Here is a 436-nt window from a genome sequence, read left to right as displayed (position 1 = left end):
TCGGCCTCAGCGCCTTCCTCCGTGTGCCCCGACGTTTCCGTCGTTGCGAGCCGCCCATTATAGCCGGCTTATCTGCTTCGTCAACACCTTTTTTCAAGGCCGTTTCACCGAAGTGAACCGTTGTTGCCGATGCCGCTTCGTCGTTTGCCTCGAAAGGCTTTCGTCGTTGCGAGCCGCCTATTATGTCAGGCTTTTCGATTCTGTCAACAACTTATTTGATGAACTTGATGTTCTTCTCGAAGTTGTTGATGTAAGTCCATGAAAAATCATGTGCTTACATAAAAAGGAAAACCCCGCTGCGTGAGCAGCGGGGTTTTGGGTATAAACCCTGGCGATGACCTACTCTCGCATGGCTTGAGCCACACTACCATCGGCGCAGCTGCGTTTCACTTCCGAGTTCGGGATGGGATCGGGTGGTTCCACAGCGCTAATTTCA

Annotated in this window: 1 protein-coding gene and 1 rRNA gene; one reads left to right on the top strand and one right to left on the bottom strand. The window is 51.8% G+C overall.

The window, feature by feature from the left end; genetic code table 11:
• Positions 1 to 262 (top strand): hypothetical protein (locus AC1DGC_RS20165; RefSeq protein WP_478048687.1); only part of this gene is annotated, 262 nt, incomplete at its 5' end.
• Positions 263 to 326: 64 nt separating this feature from the next.
• Here AC1DGC_RS20165 and rrf read toward each other — a convergent pair.
• Positions 327 to 436: ribosomal RNA gene (gene rrf, locus AC1DGC_RS20160) — 5S ribosomal RNA — on the bottom strand; the annotation flags it as partial.

The organism is Stenotrophomonas sp. 05N37, assembly GCF_056397365.1.
Note: the sequence above shows the minus strand (reverse complement) of the source record. Positions and strands in the feature narration are given on the sequence as shown.